Annotated in this window: 16 protein-coding genes and 2 pseudogenes; 14 read left to right on the top strand and 4 right to left on the bottom strand. The window is 44.6% G+C overall.

The genetic code is table 11. The features are described 5' to 3' along the window. Positions 1-177 (bottom strand): annotated as a pseudogene (locus BP95_RS33120) (IS110 family transposase); the annotation flags it as partial. A 593-nt stretch (positions 178-770) separates the two neighbouring features. Between BP95_RS33120 and BP95_RS0115175 the strand changes: the two are divergent. After that, the gene (locus BP95_RS0115175; protein WP_028532614.1) at positions 771-1415 is read left to right on the top strand and encodes a hypothetical protein; all 645 of its coding nucleotides are present in this window, start codon (positions 771-773) and stop codon (positions 1413-1415) included. A gap of 289 nt (positions 1416-1704) precedes the next feature. Next, positions 1705-2544, top strand: a pseudogene (locus BP95_RS34420) (TnsA endonuclease N-terminal domain-containing protein). Positions 2545-2800: 256 nt separating this feature from the next. On the opposite strand, the gene BP95_RS33575 reads toward BP95_RS34420, so the two are convergent. Next, complete coding sequence (locus tag BP95_RS33575; RefSeq protein ID WP_175460709.1) at positions 2801-2968, bottom strand: hypothetical protein; 168 nt, start codon at positions 2966-2968, stop codon at positions 2801-2803. 1068 nt (positions 2969-4036) lie between these two features. Here BP95_RS33575 and BP95_RS0115155 point away from each other — a divergent pair. The 5 genes from BP95_RS0115155 (at position 4037) to BP95_RS0115130 (ending at position 9007) form a co-directional block, all read left to right on the top strand. Beyond that, positions 4037-5275 carry a saccharopine dehydrogenase family protein gene (locus BP95_RS0115155; protein ID WP_021255219.1) on the top strand — a complete coding sequence of 413 codons (1239 nt, stop codon included), beginning with the start codon at positions 4037-4039 and terminating at the stop codon, positions 5273-5275. A gap of 1 nt (position 5276) precedes the next feature. Beyond that, positions 5277-6404 (top strand): carboxynorspermidine decarboxylase, encoded by a 1128-nt coding sequence (gene nspC, locus BP95_RS0115150; RefSeq protein WP_021255218.1) that lies wholly within the window; start codon positions 5277-5279, stop codon positions 6402-6404. Positions 6405-6549: 145 nt separating this feature from the next. Then, positions 6550-8025, top strand: coding sequence for an aminotransferase class I/II-fold pyridoxal phosphate-dependent enzyme (locus BP95_RS0115140; protein WP_028532613.1), 1476 nt, complete (start codon positions 6550-6552; stop codon positions 8023-8025). Between the two features lie 324 nt (positions 8026-8349). Beyond that, a complete protein-coding gene (locus BP95_RS34570; protein WP_442952330.1) occupies positions 8350-8523 on the top strand; it encodes a hypothetical protein in 174 nt (57 codons plus the stop codon). Between the two features lies 1 nt (position 8524). Further along, positions 8525-9007 carry a GNAT family N-acetyltransferase gene (locus tag BP95_RS0115130; RefSeq protein ID WP_028532612.1) on the top strand — a complete coding sequence of 161 codons (483 nt, stop codon included), beginning with the start codon at positions 8525-8527 and terminating at the stop codon, positions 9005-9007. 143 nt (positions 9008-9150) lie between these two features. On the opposite strand, the gene BP95_RS0115125 is transcribed toward BP95_RS0115130, so the two are convergent. Both BP95_RS0115125 and BP95_RS0115120 read right to left on the bottom strand, forming a co-directional pair. Further along, positions 9151-9771: an NAD(P)-dependent oxidoreductase gene (locus BP95_RS0115125; RefSeq protein WP_028532611.1), complete on the bottom strand. Its 621-nt coding sequence runs from the start codon at positions 9769-9771 to the stop codon at positions 9151-9153. Positions 9772-9886: 115 nt separating this feature from the next. Further along, entirely contained in the window at positions 9887-10783 is an 897-nt protein-coding gene (locus BP95_RS0115120) for a LysR family transcriptional regulator (protein ID WP_028532610.1), read from the bottom strand. 126 nt (positions 10784-10909) lie between these two features. Here BP95_RS0115120 and zwf point away from each other — a divergent pair, with 126 nt between their 5' ends. The 7 genes from zwf to BP95_RS0115085 all read left to right on the top strand — a co-directional run bounded on the left by zwf (position 10910) and on the right by BP95_RS0115085 (position 20695). Then, positions 10910-12433, top strand: coding sequence for a glucose-6-phosphate dehydrogenase (gene zwf, locus BP95_RS0115115; RefSeq protein WP_028532609.1), 1524 nt, complete (start codon positions 10910-10912; stop codon positions 12431-12433). Beyond that, complete coding sequence (gene tkt, locus BP95_RS0115110) at positions 12411-14405, top strand: transketolase (protein WP_028532608.1); 1995 nt, start codon at positions 12411-12413, stop codon at positions 14403-14405. The genes zwf and tkt overlap by 23 nt, the downstream gene beginning before the upstream one ends. 37 nt (positions 14406-14442) lie before the next feature. Continuing rightward, positions 14443-15111, top strand: coding sequence for a fructose-6-phosphate aldolase (fsa, locus tag BP95_RS0115105; protein ID WP_021255212.1), 669 nt, complete (start codon positions 14443-14445; stop codon positions 15109-15111). Positions 15112-15235: 124 nt separating this feature from the next. Next, positions 15236-16657, top strand: a complete 1422-nt coding sequence (gene gndA, locus BP95_RS0115100; protein WP_028532607.1) for an NADP-dependent phosphogluconate dehydrogenase — start codon at positions 15236-15238, stop codon at positions 16655-16657. Between the two features lie 212 nt (positions 16658-16869). Next, positions 16870-18513 carry a sensor histidine kinase gene (locus tag BP95_RS0115095; protein ID WP_028532606.1) on the top strand — a complete coding sequence of 548 codons (1644 nt, stop codon included), beginning with the start codon at positions 16870-16872 and terminating at the stop codon, positions 18511-18513. Further along, complete coding sequence (locus BP95_RS0115090; protein WP_021254023.1) at positions 18510-19256, top strand: LytR/AlgR family response regulator transcription factor; 747 nt, start codon at positions 18510-18512, stop codon at positions 19254-19256. The genes BP95_RS0115095 and BP95_RS0115090 overlap by 4 nt, the downstream gene beginning before the upstream one ends. 164 nt (positions 19257-19420) lie before the next feature. Continuing rightward, positions 19421-20695, top strand: coding sequence for an L-lactate MFS transporter (locus BP95_RS0115085; RefSeq protein WP_028532605.1), 1275 nt, complete (start codon positions 19421-19423; stop codon positions 20693-20695). Positions 20696-20701 lie beyond the last annotated feature (6 nt).

The raw sequence follows: 20701 nt of genomic DNA, 5'->3' as shown, positions 1-20701 counted from the left end.
CATCTCAAACCCCTCAAGATGATTGCCAAACTCTAGCGGTGTACCTAATGCAATTCCACGAAAGCTGACTGCGCGGGCCACATGGAATTCTTGGGCGATATCTACGCCGATGACTAGGTGATGAACGGTAATGTTTTCAATGAGTTGATTTTGCTTGTCCTGTGCCTTAAACTTCATAGTAGAGCGACCTCCTGGATGGGATTATTGAGGCAATGACCTCGTGCACAACCCCATCGTACCGAGGCGCTCGTTTTTGTTCAACCACCCAATTATTCGTATTACAGGAATTCTAACGGGGCAGTTTAATTGAAGAAGGAAAATAATTGTTTTACATAGAAGTAAATAAAATGTCTTAAAAAATAATGGGGTGTATAAACGGTGGTTATTATTGGGAATCCAAAAAAAGTGAATTTTATTTTTTGACGGATATGCTTTATGCATCTATTCATATTCCTAAAAATAAACCACATATAAAAAAATATCATGAAGGTTGGGGAAGAAAGGGCGATACAGCATACAGCATTAATAGCATTAAATACTAATAACCAAGCAGTCGGGGCTGTCTGATATAGATTGTTTAACGAATTTAATAAGGGATATGGTTATGTAGACAGTAACACTCCTGAAATAGGAATAGCAGTTGCTGAAGAAGTTAGAGGAACGGGAGTTTTCTGTGGCGAAGAGCTTATTTTTGCACTTCATGGATGGCTAACGGGGCTAAAGAGTTGAAGAGGGTTACTCTAAATATAAAATAGCAAAGGGGATATTAAATGGTAAGTGAAATAGAATTATTCGAAAAAGAGTCTCAGGAATTCAAACCTTTTAAACACTTTATTTCACGCATTCAAGTAATGCGGAAAGAATCCAGCTATGGGGCTGAAGTTGCCTCAAAATGGACTGATATTTTAAACCAAACTCTTCTAGATGAAACTTACCCAGTGATACATCCAATTGGTCAGGAGACATTCTCGTTATATGCAGAGTTCACGACTGGGGTATTTGAGTATACCTTAGACATAGACGGGGCTACTACATTTATAAAAGAAAAAAACATTAAACCCATAAAGACTTCTCCATCGAATATAATTGAATCTGTTGACCAAGGTAACATAAATAAAGACCCAAACCGAATAAAACCCAATCATAAAAATCCTGTAATGGTACTTCAGAGTCGATATTTAACCAACAACAAACCTTATTGTATCAATGGAAACCATCGTATATTTGAAGCAAATAGAAATAATGATGAACAAATAGAAATTTATGTTTTTAAAGATTTGGAGTTTGTTCCTTTCTTTTATGACGTTCTAAGTAAAGCAACATATTTTTTAGAGATTGATTACCATAATGTTGTTAATGATAAAAGATATTTATTGCATAACGAAAATGGTGCATTTGCAAATGAATTTAAGTAGATACGTTTCTTCAACTAACGGGTGCTTTAATTGAAAATTCGCATCCAGAAATCATCAATCTTTATTATAAAAATCAAACTAGATAAATAAAGAACCAACTGTTTTGATCAAACTTTGTTTCAAAACAGTTGGTTTCTTTCGTATATAAAATAAGCATTTGCAACTTACTTTTAATCGAACTTTGTTCAAAAGCTACATTATTTTGTGGATTTAAAATAAAGTCGCGACTTTTATAAAAAAACTGCGAAGCTTTGCCCCTTTGGATATGATTATCTAAAGGGGTGTTTTTGTGTCGAAAAGAAAAAGAACATCTAAAATTGATAAGTGGATTAAAGAGGGTCGAGGAACTGGCAGTGGGGCAGATATCAGCCTTGGCTTAAAATTCAAGATGTTTCCTCATTAGGTCGGTCAACAAGATTAAAAGGTATAAAAACCGCCAGACAACATGAGTTTTTATCAGATTTGGAGCGAAATTACTTTTATTTGACTGAATTTTCTGATGTCATTTTGGATATTCGTGAACAAATTCCTTTATTACCACAAGAAGAGACGATTATCATTGCTGAAGAGCTTGGGATTAAACACCCAGCTGATTCAAAAACAGGCGATCCAATTGTTATGACAATGGACTTTTTATTAACAGTTGATAAGGGGCAAGGTGTATTTGAAGTCGCTCATACTATATAAATGAAAGATAAGCTGTTAGAAGAACGTGTGTTAGAGAAGTTTGAAATTGAACGGGAATATTGGAAGCGAAGAAGCATTAATTGGGCAACTGTAATAGAGGAGGAAATTCATAAGACAATGGCTAGAAATATTAAATTATATCTATGATTTTTTTGATACTCGCAGCTATGATGTATATCAAGAAATGGGTGACCAAAATATTGAGGATTTATCCATGTCTCTTATGAATCGCCTATTGAATAATTCACGAAGTATCTGTGAAATTACTAATGAGTTTGATACAGATATACACTTACCTTTTGGAAGTGGCGTTACACTATTTTATCACTTACTTGCTAGAAAAATTGTAGTCATTGATATGCAAAATCCGATTGATTTAGAGCAAACAATTGATATTAAGTGTATTGATGAAGGTAATTTAGAGAAGGTGAAATACGGATGATTTATATTAATCAAGTGTTTCAATATGTGACCGATTCGACATTAACACTTGCTACGGAAATAGTCCCTACCAGTATACAATGATGAATATCCAGCTAGAGCGTACGGTTCCGACTTCTTAGTTTAGTTTTTTTATTGTAAAAATATGAATATACGGATTGGGGAGTTTATAAGGGCAAAGTCTAAGCGTGATCCAAAAACAGTAGAATTAGCTAATAGAATTATAGAACAATAGCCCGTAAAAAAGACCTGATTTCTCAGGCCTTATCGCTTTCACAATATTGATGTACAGCTTTCCAATGATTATTTTCACATACTAAATAATAGTCACCAGTAGTACAAACTCTTGCTCCCTCATTTTTACAATATTTTCCCTCTGCCGGGTCAGTGTGGTGCTGGGGATCTCTTGGCTTTTCATTGTTCATGTTTTATCACCTCCTGATAATTATATTCTACTTAATTTGTTTATTTATTAAGGAAATAAATGTTATATTATCTTCATACTGCCCGGTGATCCTATGTTTGAACATCTTCATTATTCTTTTTACCTCCATTATATCGAGTATAGCAATCTTTCTAGCTTCTTCCTTAGTAAGCCTGAATCCCACGGAATCCGGATTCATCCTTATTAGGGTAAACATTTTTCACCTGAAAGCTGCCTAATAACCGCTTATTCTTCAATGATCGTGGCCGAAGCATGAATCCGTTTTGATCAATCTTTTATTAAAATGGATTCTTTTTATTTACAAAAATATAGGTTAATGAGGGAATTTTTACGTGGGAAATTTGTACCGGCGTAACTGTCATAAAGTGCAGTGTGGATTGGTGAAGCTGGCTGCCAAGTACCACTGTCTTTTCACTTGGCACCGGGCAGCAAGATATTCAAAACATAGATTTAGTCCAATTTATGCACATATGTCCATGATTAATTGTCAACGTATGCAGGAATGACGGTTTGATTTTTTTAAAATTTCTTCTTGCTCAATAATTCCGATCCTGCTATTATGAAGAAGCATTAATTTTGGAAAGCGAATATTCAATATATTTTTAGGATCTTTCCAAGCAGATAATTTTTGACCACTTCCTCTCCGGAAGTTAAGGCCATACGGACAGCCGGGTCAAATGCCGACTGGCAACTTTTCGTTGCCTTATTGATTGAGTTAAAAGCTCAAATTTTATAAGTTGGTTACTTTACAACCAGTGCAATACGCACACAACTTGTGAAACGGTCAATAAGAGTGGTAAAGGCATTATTTGCTATATAGACTCTGATCCTAACAAAATATATTTGAATATAAGAGCTCTTCCATGAAACGATGAGTCCTAGGGGTGACTGATAAGCACGCTAGGAGTTTGTTCTGTCATGTTTATTGGGAATATCTTATTTTTTAAATATATCAAGCAAGTGTGATGCGCATGGTGCGTGTTTCACTTGCTTTTTTTGTTGCCGTTTTTACAGTGAAAAAAATTGAATTCGGTGAGGAGATTGAAAAATGGGAAAAGCACTAATCATTGGCGCCGGTGGCGTAGCATCTGTAGCAGTTCATAAATGCGTTCAAAACAGCGAGGTCTTCGAAGAAATCTGCATCGCCAGCCGTACGAAGTCCAAATGCGATGATCTGAAAGCAAAACTGGACGGCGGCAAAACTAAAATTACAACCGCACAGGTCGATGCCAATAACGTTGAAGAGCTGATCTCTCTGATTAACGAAGTCAAACCGGATATCGTCATGAACTTGGCTCTGCCTTACCAGGATTTGACGATCATGGATGCCTGCCTGGCTACCAGAACGCATTATATGGATACAGCGAACTATGAGCCAGAAGATACGGCGAAATTCGAATACAAATGGCAGTGGGAATATCGGGAACGCTTCGAAAAAGCAGGAATTACAGCACTGCTCGGCAGCGGATTCGACCCTGGCGTAACCGGCGTATTCTCGGCTTATGCGTTGAAACACTACTTTGACGAAATCGAATATATCGACATTCTGGATTGCAATGGCGGGGATCACGGTTATCCTTTCGCAACCAACTTCAACCCGGAAATCAATATCCGCGAAGTGTCTGCCAATGGTCGCTACTGGGAAAACGGGGAATGGATCGAAACAAAACCGATGGAAATTAAGCGTGAATATAACTTTGCAGAAGTCGGCCAAAAGGACATGTATCTGCTGTACCATGAAGAGCTCGAGTCTCTTGCGCAAAACATCCCTGGTCTGAAACGCATCCGTTTCTTCATGACTTTCGGCCAAAGTTATCTCATGCATTTGAAGGCGCTTGAAAACGTAGGAATGACCTCCATCGAACCAATCGAATACGAAGGAAAACAAATCATTCCGCTTCAATTTCTGAAGGCTGTACTTCCGGATCCGTCCTCCCTTGGACCTCGTACAGTAGGCAAAACGAACATCGGCTGTATCTTCAAAGGGAAGAAAGACGGCCAAGACAAGACGTACTATGTCTACAATGTTTGCGACCACCAAGAGTGCTATAAGGAAGTGGGCTCCCAAGCCATCTCCTATACAACGGGCGTTCCTGCCATGATCGGCGCGGCGATGATCCTCACCGGCAAATGGAACAAACCGGGCGTATACAATGTCGAAGAGTTCAATCCGGATCCATTCATGGAGGAGCTGAACAAATGGGGACTTCCATGGGTAGAAGACTTCAACCCTGTGCTGGTTGACGCCTTGCCTGAGGAAGCTAAAGAGCCGGAGCTCGTTCGTTAAGATGCGGTTTGAGGAATTACCGACACCCTGTTTTGTAGTCGATGAAGCACTCATCGAGAAAAACCTGAAAATATTGAACGGCGTCATGCAGCGTACGGGAGCCAAAATTGTACTGGCGCAAAAGGCTTTTTCCATGACTGCGATGTATCCGCTCATCGGAAAATACTTAAGCGGTACGACCGCGAGCGGATTATTCGAAGCACGACTGGGTCACGAAGAAATGGGCAAAGAAAATCATGTCTTTGCCCCTGCTTATCGTGAAGATGAGATCGATGAGATTATTTCCATTTGCGACCACATCATCTTCAATTCCTTCTCCCAGTTGGAAAAGTATAAAGCGAAGGCTCTTGCTGCTGGCAGAAAAATTGGCCTTCGTATCAATCCGGAATGTTCAACGCAAGTGGGGCATGAGATCTATGATCCTTGTTCGCCGGGCTCAAGATTTGGCGTCAAACGGGAGGATTTCCAGCCGGAACTGTTGGAAGGCGTTTCGGGATTGCACTTTCATACCCTTTGCCAACAGAACTCGGACGATTTAGAGACCACGCTGAATGCGGTCGAAGACAAGTTCGGACCTTGGCTGGCGCAAATGGAATGGATCAATTTCGGCGGCGGTCACCATATCACGAGAGAAGACTACGATATCCCGAAGCTCGAAGCTTGCATAACGCGAATGCAAAATAAATACGGCTTGGAAGTATACCTCGAACCAGGAGAAGCCATCGCGCTTAACGCGGGCTATATGGTCACTTCCGTGTTGGATATCCATCGCAACGGCATCGAGATTGCAATCGTGGACACGTCGGCTACCTGTCATATGCCGGATGTTCTGGAAATGCCTTATCGTCCACCTCTGGTCGGCTCGGGCGAATTCGGGGAGAAGCCATACGCTTACCGACTCGGTGGTCCGACCTGCCTTACGGGCGATGTCATCGGAGACTATTCCTTCGATCAGCCTCTCAAGAGCGGCGACAGATTAGTATTTGAAGATATGGCGATCTACTCCATGGTCAAAACCAATACCTTCAACGGCATGCCGCTGCCGGCCATCGCTGTGCAGGAGAAGGATGGGAATTGCCGCGTCGTGCGCGAGTTCGGTTATCAGGATTTTAAGATGAGACTAGCTTAATGAATAACCAAAGCCTTAACTCCGATGGGAATTAAGCGTGAATATAACTTGGCTGAAGTCGGCCAAAAGGACATGTATCTGCTATTCGGCGTAAAATGGAAAGATTTCGAGCCGGAACTGCTTAGAAAGGTTGTGACAGCATAAAATGGATCACCGTAACACGCCGCTATTTACAGCTCTGAAAGAACATGCGGCGAGCAATCCCGTACAATTTCATATTCCCGGTCATAAAAAGGGCGTAGGAACTGACAGTGAGTTCAGAGAGTTTATAGGCGATAGTGCCCTATCTATAGATTTGATTAACATTGCGCCGCTGGATGATCTCCATCAGCCTACCGGTGTTATTGAAGAAGCGCAAAAGCTTGCAGCCGACGCATTTGGCTCAGATTATACTTATTTCAGCGTACAGGGGACGAGTGGTGCCATTATGACCATGATTTTGTCTACATGCTCGCCTGGGGACAAAATTATCGTACCACGCAATGTGCACAAATCGATCATGTCGGCCATCATTTTCTCCGGCGCGAAGCCAGTATTCATATCTCCGGTTCGCGACGAGAATCTTGGAATCGATCACGGCATTACAACCAAATCCGTACAGCGTGCACTGGATCGCCATCCGGATGCCAAAGCGGTTCTGGTTATTAACCCGACATACTTCGGCGTATGCGCCAATCTGAAGGAAATCGTCGATCTTGCCCACAGCCGCCATGTTCCAGTGCTCGTAGACGAAGCGCATGGGGTACTTATCCATTTCCATGAGGATCTGCCGATGTCCGCTATGGAAGCTGGTGCGGATATGGCCGCAACTAGTGTGCATAAGCTTGGGGGTTCTATGACACAAAGCTCGGTTCTCAACCTGAATACAAAAAACGGCTATGTGAATCCTCAGCGCGTGCAGACGATCATCAGTATGCTGACAACAACTTCTACTTCATACGTGCTGCTTGCATCATTGGATACATCCAGACGCAATCTAGCGATTAACGGCCATGACATGGCGCAAAGAACGATTGATCTTGCCCAAAAAGCCCGCCGCAGCATTAATGAAATGGAAGGTCTGTACTGCTTCGGGGAAGAAATCCTTGGGGACGAGGCCACCTTTGATTATGATCCGACCAAACTCACCATCCATGTCCGCCATCTGGGCATTACAGGCTTTGAAGCGGAAAACTGGCTGCGTGAGCATTATAACATTGAGGTCGAGCTCAGTGATATGTACAACATCCTCTGCCTGGTAACCCCAGGCGACAACGAGGAAACGGTGTCGGTACTGCTTACAGCTCTCCGTGAGTTAGCTGGAACGTATTACAACGTGAACACTGCAAATGAGCTAATCGTGAAGATCCCGGAAATTCCTCATCTCTCCCTGATTCCAAGGGATGCATTTTACGGAGATACCGAAGTCATTCCGTTCAAGGAATCAGCCGGTCGAATCATTGCCGAGTTCATATATGTCTATCCGCCGGGTATTCCAATCCTGCTGCCGGGCGAAGTGATCTCCCAAGACAACATCGATTACATTGTCGATCATGTGGAGGTGGGGCTTCCGGTGAAAGGACCGGAGGATCGGTACATCCAAAATGTCAAGGTGATCGTGGAAACCGACCCGATCTCCTAAATCTGCATACCTTACGCGTAGAGTGCACCACGAAGCGCCGTCAATGCAAGTCTGGTCATTTTGATTGAAGGGCAGACGGGCGATATAGTCCGTCTTCGGCCTCCTTCGAAGCTATACATCGGCCACCCCGAAGGGGCATGGACTTGTATTGTTGAGGCGCGGAGTGGTAAGAGTTGCGATACCTGAAAAATAAAGTGTTAGACTGCCTTGGCCTCACTAAGCAATACCAGGATAGTTTGATAAATATATTTGATCCAAAGTACTTGACTATGACGTTACGTCATAGTGCATAATTCTCACTATAAATAACTAGTGGTGAGAGGTATGAACATAAAATCAATGCGTTCAGATTATATTTATCAAAAAGTTGCTCAAGCATCGCCCGAGGAAAAGCTTGAATTATTCAGAAACGAAATGATGGCTCCAATGACTCGCTATTTATCTGATGACAGGACGGGTGCAGTAGGCGACGAACCTTTACAAGAGGAGGAAACATAGGATGCTTGAAACAGTGCTCACGATTACTTCGATGCAGACGCCCGAAGAAGCTCGGGCCTTCAAAACACTTAACGAAGAATGGATCGCCCGAATCTTCACAGTCGAAGAGGCGGATCGGATACTCCTCGATAATCCGGTGGAGAACATCGTGAACAGAGGAGGAGACGTACTCATCGCACGCGATAGCGATTCGATCGTTGGATGCGTTGCACTCGTGCCGACTGGTGCTGGGGTGTTCGAGCTCTCAAAAATGAGCGTTATACCCGAGTTGCGAAGACGTGGATACGGACGGGAAATCATCCATGCCGCCATTAACCGCGCACGCGGACTTGGCGCGACATCGATCTTCTTGGGCAGCAGCACCAAGCTACCGAACGCCATTCATTTATACGAATCGGTTGGGTTCAAGCGCGTTCCTGTCGAGCAGATCGGGCCCATGCCCTATGTAAGAGCGGATGTGTTTATGGATATGGAACTAAAGTGAACGGAGACAAAATTAACATTGGTAAAAAAGAGTGAAACCATATAATTGTGCCGACCAAATAAAATTACAGATCGGCACAATTTTTTTCTTGTGGAAACCTATTACTACCATAAAAAAACTAGTCAACGGCTTTGGGACGGTATTTAATAAGCGATGCCGACACGGCTATTCTCATATCCTTCTTTATTTATCAAAGACCAGGTAAAATGAGCAGTATCGCCCACTGTAATTTTCGATCCGTTCAATGGTAGCACATCTACCTCAGTTCGATACATGCCCGTTTTTTCGCCATCGATTAAATGGGTAGGACAAATAATCGTCCAGCATAGCCCACTATTTTTTAAGGCTAGATAAGCAGCTAAATGATCTTCGGCAGCTGTGGTACTTCTTCTTTTTGATTCTTCCGATTGGAACCGATAGATCTTCGGATTAGTGCGAGCTTGTAAAATACCCGCTGTTCCAATTGTAACGATTCGGCTTATCCCCTCTTTTTTCATATGTTTAATAATGGTTTGCATACTTTTCGACAACGTGCCATTCCCATCTGTTCCAAGAGCACTGATAACGATATCAGCTTCCTTAAACGCCTTCTTCACATCATGTTCATCTAGTACATTTCCCTCGATGATCTGTAGATTCCTATGCGAACCTGCAAGCTTATTCTGATCACGCACTAAGACTGTAATATCATGCGAATCTTGTAATGCTAGTTTCAGTAGCTCTGATCCAACTCTCCCTGTTGATCCCAATATACATATTTTCATTTTTCCTTCTCCCTTACTCTCTAGTCTTTCTTTAAAAGTGGTAGAGACCGTTGGTTTCACGCCATGATGGGCCAGATGATGAAGACCTTGCAAAGCAAAGCCTATCTGAATGTGCCTACTTTGACAGGGGACACGTTTGAATCATCTCGATAAACCCGCATGCTGCCATGGAAAGCGGCATGTTGCGCATAATCATAATCCCCACGTGAGATGGCGGCAGCCGCACGTCCAATTGAATCTCGAAGAGGGTGCCCTCTTCCAGCTCTTTCGACACAAATTCTCTCGTCACGTATGAAATTCCGAGTCCTTTCCGAGCAAACTCGATGAGAAGATCTACGCTTCCGACCTCAATTTTAGGTGCGAGCTTATAGCCGTAGCTTTGAAATAATTCCGTAATGGTCATTCGTGCCCTGCTATTGCGCGAGAACAGGATAATTGGGTACTGGAGCAGCATATCCAGCGTTAAAACCGCATCCTTGAGCTCGGCATAACGTGTCCCCGCTACGAAGCATTCCTGCAGCTGAAAAGTCTCCCTCACTTCAAGTTGGGTATCGACGATAGGCATACGGATGACGCCTAAATCAATTTTCCCTTCTTTTAAGAAGGAGATGATTTCCGGCGTAGTTCCATGATTCAGGTGAAGTCTGATCCCGGGATGCTTCTCATGAAAGTCCTCCAAGTACGGGAGCAAATAATGCTTGAACAGCGAATCGCTTCCGCCAATCCGCAGCTCGCCGCTGTCCAAATTTTTAAGTGCTTCCATTTTTTCTTCGGCCAGCGATATTAAGATCTGTGACTGCTCAATATAGGAATACAGGATGGCGCCCTCTCTCGTCAGCCCAACGCCCTTTGAATTCCGGTAAAACAAAGTGACGCCGAAGCTGTTTTCAAGCTGTTTGATGGCGTGGCTGACGCTAGGTTGGGTTAGAAATAAGGCCTTGGCAGCCTGTGTCAAGCTGCCTGTCTTCGCAGCCCAATAAAATACTTTGTACAATTCGTAATTTATGCTCATAGATGTGGTCTATAGCTCCTGTGAAATATATTTATTACTTGTATAGATGATATTCGTATTATAGTGGAACTACGAAATAGAAACCAGAGCTTGATTAAGAGAGCGCTGCTTGAAGGAGAGAGAAACATGGAGCCGACCACTTTTGTTTTGTTTGGAGCGACAGGGGATTTAGCCAAAAGAAAAATATACCCTGCCCTTTACAACTTGTATATCGATCGGAAGCTGCCGCAATCATTCTCCTTATTTGGTCTTGGGAGAAGAGAACTGTCTGATGAATCGTTTCAGGCAAATGTCGAGCAGTCTATCCGTACTTTTTCCAGACGCGAAGCGAACAATTCTGCGTTAATCAAAGATTTTTTGAGCGCATTCCGTTACAGCGTTCTTCATATAGATCGCAAAGAAGATTATAGGAAGCTGCTGCAACTGATTGAACAGAGAGAAGAAGAGCTGCATATTCCGCCGAATCGCCTGTTTTATTTATCTGTTGGACCTGAATTTTTTGAAACGATCACAGCGAGCATTAAGGAAAGCGGGCTCGGTTCCGCGAATGGCTGGAAGCGTCTCGTGATCGAGAAGCCATTCGGCCATGATTTGAAATCTGCTCGTGATTTAAATCAGAAGCTGAGCCAAGCTTTTTCGGATCATGAAATTTACCGAATCGACCATTATCTCGGCAAGCCACTGATCCAGAAGCTTGAGATTTTGCAGCAGAATCCGGTTCTTAATGCCTTATGGACGAATCGTTATATTGCCAACGTGCAAATTACGGCAAACGAGACCGTCGGCGTAGAAGAAAGAGCGGGTTATTACGATCATGTAGGTGCCGTAAGAGACATGTTCCAAAACCATATGCTGCAATTACTGATGATGCTGACAAGTCATCTTCCAATCAACAGCGACTCGGAAATGGTGCGCTTTAAGAAGAAAAAGGTGATGGAAGCTCTCGAGCCGCTGCAAAAAGAGGAAGTGAGCGCGAGCATTATCCGCGGGCAGTACAAAGCAGGAACCGTTCAAGGTAAGCCGGTAATCGGCTATATCTCCGAACCAGGAATCGCTTCTACTTCCATGAACGATACGTTTATTGCCGCTAAATTGGAGATCAATGATTTCTTTTGGCGCGGCGTTCCTTTTTATATCCGTACAGGCAAACGAATGAAAGAGAAATCAACGCGGATTGTAATTGAGTTCAAGGATCTGTTAACGAAGTCCTCACAGGCAAATACAGAAGGAAAATCGCCTAACCTTCTGGTATTTGAAATTAGTCCTAACGAGGGCATTACGCTGCAATTAAATACAAGGGATCCTTTGCATAAAGGGGAGTTCAAGCCCCTTCAGATGAACTTTCATGAGAGCAAGGGCGATGTTCCCGAAGCTTACGAAAATTTGATTTACGATGCATTGCAAGGAGATCCTACGTTCTTCGCACATTGGGATGAAGTCGAATTGTCGTGGCAATGGGTTCAACCGATCCTGGAAGCATTCGAGGAGAATCTGGTTCCACTTCATCGGTATGAAGCGGGTACTTATGGACCTGCCGAATCCGATGCGTTGTTGGCGCAGGACGGCTATCATTGGTGGTTCGATGACAAATCAGAAGGAAATATTAAAGCGGAAGAAGGAGAACAATATGCTTACCAAGGAAACCATTGATCAATTATCCATCGATACGATCCGAACATTGTCTATCGATGCTATCAACCGTGCCAATTCCGGTCATCCGGGGCTGCCGATGGGGGCAGCACCAATGGCATACGCCCTTTGGTCCAGACTGTTAAATCACAATCCCGGCCATGCCAAATGGTTTAACCGCGACCGCTTCGTTCTGTCTGCGGGTCACGGATCAGCCTTGCTCTACAGCCTGCTGCATTTGTCGGGATATCAGGTGTCGCTTGACGATTTAAAACAGTTTCGCAAGCTGCACAGCAAAACGCCGGGGCATCCCGAATATGGGCACACGGATGGCGTAGAAGCGACAACTGGACCTCTGGGACAAGGGTTGGCGATGGCAGTCGGGATGGCGATGGCCGAAGCTCATTTGGCATCGAAATTCAATCAAGACGGATTCCCAGTAATCGATCATTATACGTATGCGCTTGTCGGAGACGGCTGCTTGATGGAGGGAATCTCTTACGAGGCGATGTCCATGGCAGGACATATGAAGCTTGGAAAGTTAGTCGTATTGTATGATTCCAACGACATCTCGTTGGACGGAGAGCTTAATCTCTCCTTCGGCGAAAACATGCAAAAAAGAGCGGAATCAGCCAATTGGGAATATATCCGGGTCGAGGACGGCAATGATATTTCCCAGATTACCGAAGCGATCGCGGCAGCTAAGCAAAATGATGCCCAGCCGACGCTTATCGAAATTCGGACGATTATCGGTTACGGCAGCAAGGTAGCGGGAACGAACAAAGTACACGGAAATCCACTGGGCAAAGAAGAGGCAAAGGCGACCAAGGAAGCTTACGACTGGAAGTATGAGGAAGAGTTCGCCGTTCCGGAAGAAGTCAAAGCGCATTTCGAGCAGCTGAAACGCAAGGGAGAGGCCAAAGAAGAAGCGTGGAACAAATTGGTCGCTACCTATAAAGCGCAATATCCTGCGGAGGGTAAGGAGCTTGAGCAAGTCATCGACGGCTCCGTGTCGATTGAGGCCGCGGATATCCTTACGTTCGACACTTCCAAATCGATTTCTACCCGCGTAGCAAGCGGCGAAGCGATAAATCATTACGTAAAAACCGTTTCTTCGATTTTTGGAGGAAGTGCGGATTTATCACATTCGACGATGACGGACATCAATGGAGAGCAAAAGTTTGCCGTGGAGTCTTACTCGGGACGCAATATATACTTTGGCGTTCGTGAGCATGCTATGGGTGCAGCCGGCAATGGCATGGCCCTGCATGGAGGTGTAAAGCCATTCGTAAGCACCTTCTTCGTATTCAGTGATTATTTGCGTCCGTCTATTCGTCTGGCTGCGCTGCAAAAAAAGCCTGTGATTTATGTGTTTACCCATGATTCCATTGCTGTTGGGGAAGATGGACCTACGCATGAACCCGTCGAGCACTTGGCTGCGCTGCGCACCATTCCGGGACTTACGGTCATTCGTCCGACCGATGCCAATGAAACGGCAAGCGCATGGGCGTACGCTCTGCAGCAAAATGAAGGCCCGGTAGCCTTAGTGTTGAGCAGACAAAATCTGCCTATATATGAAGCAACCAAGGCCAATGTTGAAGGGGTAGCCAAAGGCGCTTATGTCTTGAGCGAAACGGGCGGTCAGCCGGATGTCATCCTAATCGGAACCGGCTCCGAGGTTTCTCTGGCCATGAACGCCAAGGCGGAGTTGGAACGGGACAATATTTCCGTACGCGTCGTTGCCATGCCGAGCAGAGAGCTATTCGATCGTCAACCCGATGAGTACAAGCAGAGTGTTCTTCCTAATTCCGTTACGAAACGGGTGGCTATTGAAGCTGGCATTTCGCTAGGCTGGGATCGTTATACGGGACAAGGCGGAAAAGTACTGTCGATTGATACATTCGGCGCTTCTGGATCCGGTACAGAGGTTATGGAGTACTTTGGTTTCTCCGTAACTGAAGTGGTTCGCCTTACGAAGGAACTACTGAAGTAATAATAAATTACAAATAAAACAATGGAGGTACTTACCTATGAAATTCTTTATCGATACTGCAAATGTGGAAGACATCAAAAAAGCATATAAAATCGGTATTCTATCCGGTGTTACGACGAATCCGTCGTTGGTTGCTAAGGAAGGTGTGAAATTTGAAGATCGAATCGCCGAGATTTTGCGGGAAGTACCCGGAGTTGAATCGGTCTCCGCTGAAGTAACGCCTGATGCGGTGACAGCTGAAGAAATGATCGCGCAAGCGGACGAACTAATCAAAATCAATAATAATGACAAAAACATCACGATCAAGCTTCCGATGACGCTCGCTGGACTTGAAGCTTGCCGCTATTTGAGCGACAAAGGCGTGAAAACGAACGTGACGCTGATTTTCACTGTGAATCAAGCTTTACTGGCCGCTCGTGCAGGTGCTACCTATGTCTCGCCGTTCCTTGGCCGCTTGGATGATATATCGGAAGACGGCGTCCAGCTCGTCACGAAAGTTGCTGAGTTGTTCCGAGTGCATAACCTGGACACGCAAATTATCGCGGCATCCGTCCGCCATCCGGATCACGTGACGCGCGTAGCAATGGCAGGCGCGCATATAGCCACGATTCCATTTGCGGTGATCGAACAAATTTCCAAGCATCCCTTAACGGATCAAGGCATGGACAAATTCGCTGCCGATTGGAAAAAAACAGCAGGGATTTAAGCTGCGATTAAAATATACAAGATCAATATGTTGTTGCTGGGCAAGTCTGGTTTCGAAGCGCAAAAAGCCGGGCTCATCAAACGTTTATCTACAAAGAGAGAGAAATGACAGGGAGGGAATTGCAATGAAAAAACAGCAAATCGGCGTAGTAGGCTTGGCCGTCATGGGGAAAAACCTAGCCTTAAATATAGAAAGCAAAGGGTTCTCAGTTGCAGTATACAATCGTTCGCCAGAGAAAACGAATGAGCTTCTGGAGGAGGCGCAAGGCAAGAATTTCGTCGGCACGTACAGTGTCGAAGAATTCGTCCAATCGCTCGAGACGCCGCGGAAAATTCTAATTATGGTCAAAGCGGGACAACCGACAGACGATACCATCAATCAGCTAGTTCCTTACCTGAGTCAAGGGGATATTCTTATCGACGGCGGGAACGCCTATTTCCCTGATACGCAAAGAAGAAATAAAGAGCTGCAAGCCAAGGGATTCCGTTTTATTGGCGCAGGTGTCTCGGGCGGCGAAGAGGGAGCGCTAAACGGCCCCGCGATTATGCCGGGCGGGCAAAAAGAGGCGTATGAACTGGTAGCGCCCATCCTGACCGCCATTTCGGCCAAAGTGAACGGCGATCCCTGCTCGACTTATATCGGAGAAGACGGTGCCGGCCATTATGTCAAAATGGTGCACAACGGCATTGAATACGGCGATATGCAGCTCATCGGCGAAGCGTATCATCTGCTCAAAGATGTATTGAACGTAAATACCGAGCAGCTGCATGACATTTTCTCCGAATGGAACAAAGGCGAACTGGATAGTTATTTGATTGAAATTACAGCCGATATTTTCTCGAAGACTGATCCGGAGACCGGCAAGCCAATGGTGGATGTCATCCTCGATTCGGCAGGACAGAAAGGAACGGGGAAATGGACGAGCCAAAGCGCATTGGATTTAGGAGTTCCATTGTCCATTATTACTGAATCCGTGTTTGCGCGGTTTATCTCCGCTATGAAAGAAGAACGCGTGGCAGCAAGCAAGCAGCTGAAAGGCCCCGCGGCTTCAAGCTACGACGGCGATCCCAATGAATTCATCGAGGCCGTCCGCAAGGCTTTGTATGCCAGCAAAATCGCTTCGTATGCGCAAGGCTTTGCGCAAATGAGAGCTGCTTCCGACGCGTATAATTGGAATTTGAACTATGGAGGCATCGCCATGATCTTCCGCGGGGGATGTATTATCCGCGCAAGGTTCTTACAAAATATTAAGGATGCATACGACCGGAACCCAGAATTGAAAAACTTGTTGTTGGACGAATACTTCAGTGGGATTATTGCTAACTATCAGGAAGCCTGGAGAAAAGTCGTATCGATTGCCGTAACTAGAGGAATTCCGGTTCCTGCTTTCGCTTCCGCTTTAGCTTATTATGACAGCTATCGGACAGAGAGACTACCGGCTAATTTACTGCAGGCACAGAGGGATTATTTTGGGGCGCATACGTTCGAGCGGCTTGATAAAAAGGGGAGTTTCCACTTTCAATGGATGGAAAACAATGAACAATAAGTGATTTATTATTGTGTAGTAATCCTTTAAACCTTAAATAAAAGAATAGTTCAATAGAGTATGTTAAGAGCGTGTTTTGATCAATCTTTTTCAAAACACGCTCTTTTTTTATGTATGGATTTGGAACGTGAAAACAGAGCAAACTTTGATAAAATAAACAAACAACAGCTTGAGATAACGGGAGGTAGTTTCCAATAAACGGAGATTTCACAATGCTGCTTCAGCTCTTTGAGCGGGCAGCATTATTGCTCATTATTTTGTTTTTCTTAACTCGTATTCCGAGCTTTAAGCAGATTCTGCAAAAGGAATCACTGACAACGAAGGAGTTCGCCGTCGTGACGCTTCTGTTCTGTACCTTTGCACTATTCGGTACCTACTCAGGCATCGATGTGGAAGGCTCGCTCGTCAACGTACGGATCATCGTAATAACGGCAGGGGGCATCTTGTTTGGGCCTTGGGTCGGTCTAGTCGTGGGCGTGGTGTCCGGAATCCATCGTTATTTGATCGATATCGGCGGGGTGACCTCGATTCCATGTCTCATCACGAGTATTATTGCGGGGCTGGTATCTGGGTATATTCATCTTCGCACACCAAAGGCGAAACGTTGGTTTATCGGGATTCTTGCCGGGATGGCTTGCGAGGCCTTAACGATGCTGTTGATCATATTCATGGCGCAGCCTACTACATTAGGCAATGAGATTGTATCCAGAATTGCTACACCGATGATTCTCGGGCAATTGAATGTGGGATTGATCATTTTGTTAATTCAGAATGTAGAAAGTGAACGGGAAGGAATCGCTGCGCAGCAAGCGAAGTTGGCGTTGGACATTGCAAATAAGGCATTGCCCTATTTCCGCTCCATCAATACCGAATCCTTGCACAAGATCTGTTCCATTATTAAAGAAGACATTCAAGCCGATGCGGTGGCGATTACGGATTCCTCGAGCGTGCTCGCTTACGTCGGTTTTGGGGAAGACCGCTATCAACTTCGGCATGAGATCATAAGTGATATGACCAAACAGACGATACGGAGCGGGGAGTTCATGATAAGCAACCATGCGTTGGACGATGCGATGCCCGGCATTCAATCCTTGCTTATTATTCCGCTGAAAGAGCGGGAAGAAGTGACGGGGACCTTGAAGATTTATTATCGGAAAGCGCATAAAATTACCTATCCGCTGCAGACTATGGCCGTCGGTTTGTCCCAGATCATTTCAACATTAATGGAAGTTTCTCGTGTGGAAGAGATTAAGGAGATGGCGAATAAAGCGGAGCTCAAAGCGCTGCAGACAACGATTCAGCCTCACTTTTTGTTCAATGCGCTAAATGCAATTGGATCCTCGATCCGGACTAGGCCAGACCAAGCGAGGGAGCTGATCGTCAATTTATCCGGATACTTACGTTATAATTTGGAGCTAACGGATGAATTGATCGATATCCATAAGGAGCTGGAGCAGGTTCGGAATTACGTAGAGATTGAAAAAGCACGCTTCGGAAATCGGCTGCATGTCGTTTATGATGTGGATGAAGTCGCCGTGAAGATTCCGAGTCTCATCATTCAACCGTTAGTGGAGAATGCGATTGTCCACGGCATATTGAAGGAGAGAGGGCCTGGAACGGTCACTATCTATGTCAAAGATACAGAAGAGTACATTCGGATTGGCGTGCGGGATACTGGCGTGGGTATCCGTGAAGATATCATCAAACAGGTGATAGAGGAGCGCGTTCCACCGAATCATATTGGTCTGTTCAATGTGTACAAGCGTGTGAAGCTCATTTTCGGGCATGGTGTTACTATGGAGCGGCTAGATCAAGGAACGAATATCTTTTTTGACATACAGAAGGAGACACGATGAGAGCGATAATTGTGGAAGATGAAGTTTTGGCCAGTGAAGAGCTGGAATATTTGATTACCAAACATAGCCGCATTGAAATCGTGGAGCGATTCGAAGATGGCCTTGATGTGCTCAAATTTCTGCAGGAGAAGGAAGTCGATGCGATTTTTCTCGATATTAACATTCCATCCTTGGATGGGATGCTGCTCGCGACGAATATCAGTAAGTTCGCGCATAAACCGTATGTTATTTTTACAACAGCGTATAAGGAACATGCAGCCCAAGCTTTTGAACTGGAAGCTTTTGATTATATCTTGAAGCCCTACGATGAGAACCGGATTGCCGCGATGTTACGTAAGCTGGAGACCGCCTTCGAACGGGATGTGCAGCAAGGAGGAAGTTCAAATCCCCCGGACAGCAGGCAAAGAGCTGAGGAGAAACGCATTAATCTGTTGAAAAATGATAAGTATATCGTAACTGATAGCGATGACATCTACTATGCGGAAGCACAAGAGAAGGTGACCAACGTATTCACGAAGAGCGGTACCTACACAATGCCGATGAGTATATCGGACTTTCATGCTATGCTGCCACAAGATCGATTCTATCGTTGTCATCGTTCCTATACCGTCAATTTGTCTCAAATCCATGAAATCGTTCCATGGTTCAACAATACCTACCTGCTGCGTCTACGTGATATGGATGCCAAAGTACCCGTCAGCAGAAGTAAAGTCAAAGAATTTAGGCAGTTGATGCATATATAAATGCAGTTCATTCCGCAATCCCGTCATTTCATGTCGCTCATGGCTCAAGTAAGCGTTTTATCTTGTAAGATAAGGGTGTAAAAAGCAAAGCGTAAAAAGGCTTTCACTTCCCTACAGATAAAACACAACTCTTGATCATAGCAGAATGGAAAGAGGGATCTATCATGAGAACGCATCAAGCAACTGGGTCGCAAGTAAATCGATGGATGATCGTCCTTGGAACAATCATTGTACAAATGGGATTAGGAACCATATATACGTGGAGTTTATTTAATCAGCCGTTAGCTGACAAGTTTGGATGGGAGCTTAGCTCCGTATCGATTACATTTTCCATCACTAGTTTTGCACTGGCTTTCTCGACACTGTTCGCTGGTAAGATTCAGGATCGTATCGGAATTCGGCGTATGACAATGATTGCAGGTGCTGTTCTCGGTGCAGGGCTAATCGCTAGCTCACAGGTTTCATCGTTGTGGATGTTGTACTTGCTGGCTGGCGTGGTTGTTGGTTTTGCGGATGGTACAGCATATATTACATCGCTATCGAATTTAATAAAATGGTTTCCTGAACGCAAAGGGTTAATATCCGGAATCTCGGTGGGAGCCTTTGGGACAGGCAGCTTGGTCTTTAAATATATCAATGCGAATTTCATCAATACGATGGGTGTCTCCTATGCATTTCTGGTCTGGGGATTGATCGTGATGGTGATGGTAATTGCCGGTTCGTTCTTAATCAAAGAAGCCGTAATTACGGAAACACCTGCGAACGCAAATACGGGGTCGCAGAGTGGGCGGAATTATACAGTCAAAGAAATGCTGCGTACGAAAGAAGCATATATGCTCTTCATTATTCTTTTCACAGCTTGTATGAGTGGATTGTACCTGATTGGTATCGTCAAAGACATCGGGGTACAGCTTGCCGGTCTTGATGTCAGCACAGCAGCGAATGCGGTAGCTATGGTGGCGATTTTCAATACGGCTGGCCGGATCATCCTCGGTGCATTGTCTGATAAAGTAGGACGTATGAAAGTGGTGGCGGGAGCGCTTTTTGCAACGGCATTGTCCGTCATGGCTTTAAACTTCGTACCTTTGAACCTGGGCATCTTCTTCACCTGTGTCGCGGTGATCGCATTCTGCTTTGGCGGTAATATCACGGTCTTCCCAGCGATTGTGGCTGACTATTTCGGTTTGAAGAACCAAAGCAAGAACTATGGAATCATTTATCAGGGATTCGGTTTAGGTGCCTTGGCTGGTTCGTTCCTTAGTGCTCTGTTCGGTGGTTTTCATATTACCTTTACCGTCATCGCGGTCTTGTGTATGCTCTCTTTCTTGATTGCGATCTTTATCTCCGTACCTAGCGGGCGTAATCAGTCGAAGAAGAACCAAGAAGTGAAACCAGTAGTAAACCAAGAAGTGCTAAAACCGCGTTACAATGTAGGATAATCGCAG

This window comes from Paenibacillus sp. UNC217MF (assembly GCF_000686865.1).
GTDB lineage: Bacteria > Bacillota > Bacilli > Paenibacillales > Paenibacillaceae > Paenibacillus_B > Paenibacillus_B suaedae.
Note: the sequence above shows the minus strand (reverse complement) of the source record. Positions and strands in the feature narration are given on the sequence as shown.